The sequence below is a fragment of the Paraburkholderia sp. genome, from assembly GCF_035501035.1.
Taxonomy (GTDB): Bacteria; Pseudomonadota; Gammaproteobacteria; order Burkholderiales; family Burkholderiaceae; genus Paraburkholderia.
Window position 1 is genome coordinate 1 of the sequence record NZ_DATJWR010000006.1, and the last position, 5,438, is coordinate 5,438.

5 protein-coding genes are annotated in these 5,438 nt (G+C 66.4%); 4 read left to right on the plus strand and 1 reads right to left on the minus strand.

Features of this window, described 5'->3' with window-relative positions; genetic code table 11:
* The 3 genes from VMJ11_RS00515 to VMJ11_RS00525 all read left to right on the plus strand — a co-directional run.
* Positions 1-435 (plus strand): NUDIX hydrolase (locus VMJ11_RS00515; RefSeq protein ID WP_325615831.1); only part of this gene is annotated, 435 nt, incomplete at its 5' end.
* 16 nt (positions 436-451) lie between these two features.
* Positions 452-1,669: a tRNA 2-thiouridine(34) synthase MnmA gene (gene mnmA / locus VMJ11_RS00520; RefSeq protein ID WP_325615833.1), complete on the plus strand. Its 1,218-nt coding sequence runs from the start codon at positions 452-454 to the stop codon at positions 1,667-1,669.
* Between the two features lie 257 nt (positions 1,670-1,926).
* Positions 1,927-3,534 carry an FMN-binding glutamate synthase family protein gene (locus tag VMJ11_RS00525; protein ID WP_325615834.1) on the plus strand — a complete coding sequence of 536 codons (1,608 nt, stop codon included), beginning with the start codon at positions 1,927-1,929 and terminating at the stop codon, positions 3,532-3,534.
* Positions 3,535-3,641: 107 nt separating this feature from the next.
* On the opposite strand, the gene VMJ11_RS00530 is transcribed toward VMJ11_RS00525, so the two are convergent.
* On the minus strand, positions 3,642-4,253 hold the full coding sequence (locus tag VMJ11_RS00530; protein WP_325615836.1) for a glutathione S-transferase C-terminal domain-containing protein: 612 nt from the start codon (positions 4,251-4,253) through the stop codon (positions 3,642-3,644).
* A gap of 233 nt (positions 4,254-4,486) precedes the next feature.
* On the opposite strand from VMJ11_RS00530, the gene VMJ11_RS00535 reads away from it, so the two are divergent.
* Positions 4,487-5,438: aminopeptidase P N-terminal domain-containing protein (locus tag VMJ11_RS00535; RefSeq protein ID WP_325615837.1), on the plus strand; the 952-nt coding region annotated here is incomplete at its 3' end.

Genomic DNA, 5,438 nt, shown 5'->3' on the forward strand with positions numbered 1-5,438 from the left:
CACACGCCGGCCGGACTGCGCCTGAACCAGCCCGCCGGGCATCTGGAAGCGGGCGAGACGCTGCACGAGGCCGTGGTGCGCGAAACGCTCGAGGAAACCGCGCATGCGTTCACGCCCGAAGCGCTCGTCGGCGCCTATATGACGCACTTCGGCAAGCCCGGCGAAAGCGGCGCGACGTATCTGCGCTTCACGTACTGCGGCAGTGTCGCGAGCGAGCCGGAAAACCGCGCGCTCGACCCGGACATCGTCCGCACGGTCTGGATGAGCGCCGACGAGCTGCGCGCGGCAAGCGAGCGCCACCGCACGCCGCTCGTGATGCGCTGCGTCGACGATTACCTCGCGGGCAGGCGTGTGTCGCTGGATTTCATCCAGACGCATGCGACCGGTCCCAAAGCCGCGCCCAAAGCAACGCCCAACGCGGGGCCCAAGCGCTGAACAAGGCAGCAAAGAGATGAGCAAACGTAAGGTGGTGGTGGGTATGTCGGGCGGCGTCGATTCGTCGGTTACCGCGTGGCTGCTCAAGGAGCAGGGGTTCGACGTCGTCGGTCTCTTCATGAAGAACTGGGAAGACGACGACGACGGCGAATACTGCTCGACGCGCCAGGACTGGATCGACGTGGTGTCGGTCGCGGATCTGATCGGCATCGACGTGGAAGCGGTGAACTTCGCCGCCGAGTACAAGGACCGCGTATTCGCCGAGTTCCTGCGCGAATATTCCGCGGGCCGCACGCCGAACCCGGACGTGCTCTGCAACGCCGAGATCAAGTTCAAGGCCTTTCTCGACCACGCGATGTCGCTCGGCGCGGAGACGATCGCCACGGGCCACTATGCGCGCGTGCGCGAGCGCGATGGGCGTTTCGAACTGCTCAAGGCGCTCGATCACACGAAAGACCAGTCGTACTTCCTGCATCGCCTGAACCAGGCGCAGCTTTCGAAGACGATGTTCCCGCTCGGCGAGATACCCAAGACGAAAGTGCGCGAGATCGCCGAAAAGATCGGTTTGCCGAACGCGAAAAAGAAGGACTCCACAGGAATCTGCTTCATCGGTGAGCGGCCGTTCCGCGACTTCCTCAACCGCTATCTGCCGACGAAACCCGGCCCGATGATGACGCCCGAGGGCAAGGTCGTGGGCGAGCACATCGGCCTCGCGTTCTATACGTTCGGGCAGCGCAAGGGCATCGGCCTTGGCGGCAGCAAGGACGGCAGTGGCGATCCGTGGTTCGTGGCCGGCAAGGACATGGGCTCGAACACGCTCTATGTCGTGCAGGGCCACGATCATCCGTGGCTGCTCGCGCACGATCTGCGCGCGGGCAACGTGAGCTGGGTGGCGGGCGAGCCGCCGGCGCAAGACCATGCGTGCGGTGCGAAAACGCGCTATCGCCAGGCCGACGCGCCCTGCTCGTTCCACACGGCGGAAGAGTTCGGCTCGGGCCAGTTCACGCTGCGTTTCCCCGATGCGCAATGGGCCGTCACGCCCGGCCAGTCGGCGGTGCTCTATGACGGCGACGTGTGCCTGGGCGGCGGCATCATCGAAGCGGTGACGACGCTCGCGCCGCACGTGCCCGCCGTGCCACCGCCCGAAGCGCCGAAGAAAAAGAAGCGCATGCCGCGCAAGAAGCCCACGCGCGCCACAACCGCGGCAGCACCGGTAACGGCGGGCCAACCGTAAGAGACTGCGCAGCGCGCAACGCGCCGCGCTATTCGCTTCGCGCTTTTCGCGCCCGCTGCGGCAACCGCCTTCGCGCCCCTGCCCGCTTCGTGCCAACGTCCTGCCCGCTTCTGGCTAACTAGTCCTGCCGGCTTCCCGGCCAGATTCACGAACTTGCGGCATCATTCCCGCAACCCGCGCCGACGACCGGTGCGGCAGACGCGCTCCCGCCACTGCGGCAAGACGCGCGCATCAAGCCAAGTTCGAGGAGTCCCCCGATGTTTTCCCGACGTTATCTCGCCATGTGGGGCGCGGTGCTGCTGCTTGCGGCCTGCGTCGCCGCCGCGGCGCTCCATCATCTGTCGTGGTACTGCGCGATCGTGCCCGTGCTGCTCGTCGCGCTCGGCATCTACGACGTGACACAGCAGCGCCACGCGATCCTGCGCAACTATCCGATCTGGGGTCATCTGCGCTTTCTGTTCGAGTTCGTGCGGCCCGAGATCCGCCAGTACTTCGTCGAGGACGACACCGACGAAAAGCCGTTCTCGCTCGCCCAGCGCAGCCTCGTGTACCAGCGCGCGAAGAACGCCGTCGACAGCCGCCCGTACGGCACCGAACTCGACGTGAAGGCGGTCGGACACGAATGGATCAGCCATTCGCTCGCGCCGACGAAGCTCGCAGGCAGCGACTTCCGCGTGCTCGTGGGCGCCAGTCGCGCGCAGCCGTACTCGATGTCGATCTTCAACGTTTCCGCCATGAGCTTCGGCGCACTCTCCGCGAACGCCATCCGCGCGCTCAACATGGGCGCGAAAAAAGGCGGCTTCGCGCACGACACCGGCGAAGGCTCCCTCTCGAAGTATCACCGCGAGAACGGCGGCGACATCATCTGGGAAATCGCCTCGGGCTACTTCGGCTGCCGCAACGAGGACGGCACCTTCAGCGCCGAAAAATTCCAGCGGCTCGCCGCCGAGCCACAGGTGAAGATGATCGAGGTGAAGCTCTCGCAAGGCGCGAAGCCCGGTCACGGCGGCATGCTGCTCGCCGCCAAGGTCACACCCGAGATTGCCGAGACGCGCGGCATTCCTATCGGGCAGGATTGCGTCTCGCCCGCGCGCCACTCGGAGTTCTCCACGCCGCGCGGGCTGCTCGAATTCGTCGAGCGCCTGCGCAAGCTCTCGGGCGGCAAGCCCACGGGCTTCAAGCTTTGTATCGGCCATCCGTGGGAGTTCTTCGGTATCGCCAAGGCGATGCTGGAAACGGGCATCCTGCCCGACTTCATCGTCGTGGACGGCGCGGAAGGCGGCACGGGCGCGGCGCCGCTCGAATTCACCGATCACATCGGCACGCCGCTGCAGGAAGGGCTCCTGCTCGTGCACAACACGCTCGTGGGCATCGGGCTGCGCGAGAAGATCAAGATCGGCGCGAGCGGCAAGATCATCACCGCGTTCGACATCGCGCGCACGCTCGCCATCGGCGCGGACTGGGTCAACTCGGCGCGCGGCTTCATGTTCGCCGTGGGCTGCATCCAGGCGCAGAAGTGCCATTCGGACCGCTGCCCGACCGGCGTCGCCACGCAAGACCCCGTGCGCCAGCGCGCGCTGAACGTGCCCGACAAGGGCGAGCGCGTCTTCAACTTCCATCACAACACGCTGCACGCGCTGCAGGAAATCATTCAGGCCGCCGGCCTCACGAGCCCTTCGGATCTGCGCGCGCATCACATCGTGCGGCGCGTGTCGTCGTATGAAGTCAAGCTGATGTCGGAACTGCTCAGGTACCTGAAGCCCGGCGATCTGCTAGAAGGCCGTTATCGCTATCAGTTGTACGAGAAGTGGTGGCCGGTTGCGCGCAGCGATTCGTTCGCGCCGGCAGAGGAAAAGATCGTGTGAGGTGCCGTTCGTGGCCGCCGCGCCCGGGCGGCGGCCACGAAGGATGTGTGACGAAGCGATTATGCAAACGCCCGACGGCAGCCCAGCTGCCGTCGGGCGTTTGTCCATCAGTTTTGCGGCATCGTGTCGATGAACGACTGGCGCTGCGAGAGCTTCTCGAAGTGGCGTGCGAGATTCGGATGCGGCTCGCGCCAGTCCAGCTCCGGCATGCGGAAGTCGAGATAGCCGAGCGCGCAGCCCACGGCGATATCCGCGAGCGTGTAGCGGTTGCCCGCGCACCACGTGTTGCCCGCAAGGCCCTTCGCCATCGCGGTGAGGCCTTCGTGGATCTTGCGCTCCTGGCGCTTCACCCACGCCTCGCTGCGCTGCTCCGGCGTGCGCTGCGTGCCTTCGACGCGAATCAGCACGCTGGCGTCGAGCATGCCGTCGGCGAGCGCCTCCCAGCAACGCACCTCGATGCGCTCACGCCCGGCCGGCGGAATCAGTTTGCCCACGGGCGAAAGCATGTCCACGTACTCGCAAATCACGCGCGAGTCGAACACGGCTTCGCCGTCCTCCATCACGAGGCACGGAACCTTGCCGAGGGGGTTGAAATCGTGGATCGCCGTGTTGGCGTCCCACACGTTTTCGAGCACCAGCTTGTAGTCGATTTTCTTTTCGGCGAGCGTGATCCGCGCCTTGCGGACAAAGGGGCTGCCGAGCGAACCGATAAGTTTCATCGCACCTGCCTTTTCTGGAATCCGGCCGAAGTATACGTTGGATTCGCTCGCTTCTGATGCGCAGTCGGACCTTCGTAAGGATTTTTCTGACAATTGGTGTCAGCGAAAGACAACATCGGCGCCGTTGGCGCCGGCATGCAAACCGCGTCGTGCGATGCGGATGTGATGCGGGTGCGATGCGGATGTGATGCGGATGTGATGCAGTTGTGATGCGGGTGCGATGCGCAGATGTGATGCGCCGCGAGGCAGTCGCCGCTGCCGCTCACGCGGCGATCGCGGGCGGGCGCCAGGTTGCACGCAGGCGCTACAATCGCACGATGGACTCGACCCTCAAGCCAGCCTCCCCGGCCGCCTCGCGCGAAGCCCACCCTGCCGCCGAAGCGCCGGATGTGCCCGACGTGCAACGCGGCCCGGACGGCGGCGCCGCGCTCTATCGCGCACGCCGCGAGCGCGTGCTCGCCGCGCTGCGCACACGAGGCGGCGGTGTCGCGCTCGTGCCGACCGCGCCCGAGGCGCTGCGCAACCGCGACGCCGACTATCCCTATCGGCACGACAGCTACTTCTACTACCTCACCGGCTTCACGGAGCCCGAGGCGCTGCTCGTGCTCGACGCGAACGCTGACGAGAATCAGCCCGCCGCGATCCTGTTCTGCCGCGCGAAGAACGTCGAGCGCGAAACGTGGGAGGGCTTTCGCTTCGGTCCGGACGCCGCGCGCGAAGCGTTCGGCTTCGACGCCGCGTTTCCTGCCGACGAACTCGATGCGCGCATCCCGCAGCTCATCGCCAACCGCCCGGCGCTGCACTACGCGCTCGCGGCCTCCGATCGCTTCGACGCGCAGGTGAAGCGCTGGATCGACGCGGTGCGCGCGCAGGGGCGCAGCGGCGTCACTGCGCCGGCCGCCGCGTACGACCTGCTGCCGCTGCTCGACGACATGCGCGTGTTCAAGGATGCGCACGAACTCGACACGATGCGCCGCGCCGCGAAGATCTCGGCGCTCGCGCACGTTCGCGCGATGCAGACATGCCGGCCCGGCATGCGCGAATACGAAATCGAGGCAGAGCTGCTCGACACGTTCCGCAAGCACGGCGCGCAGGCGCCGGCCTACGGCTCGATCGTCGCGGCAGGCGCGAACGCCTGCGTGCTGCATTACCCCGCGGGCAACGCGGTGGCGCGCGAAGGCGACC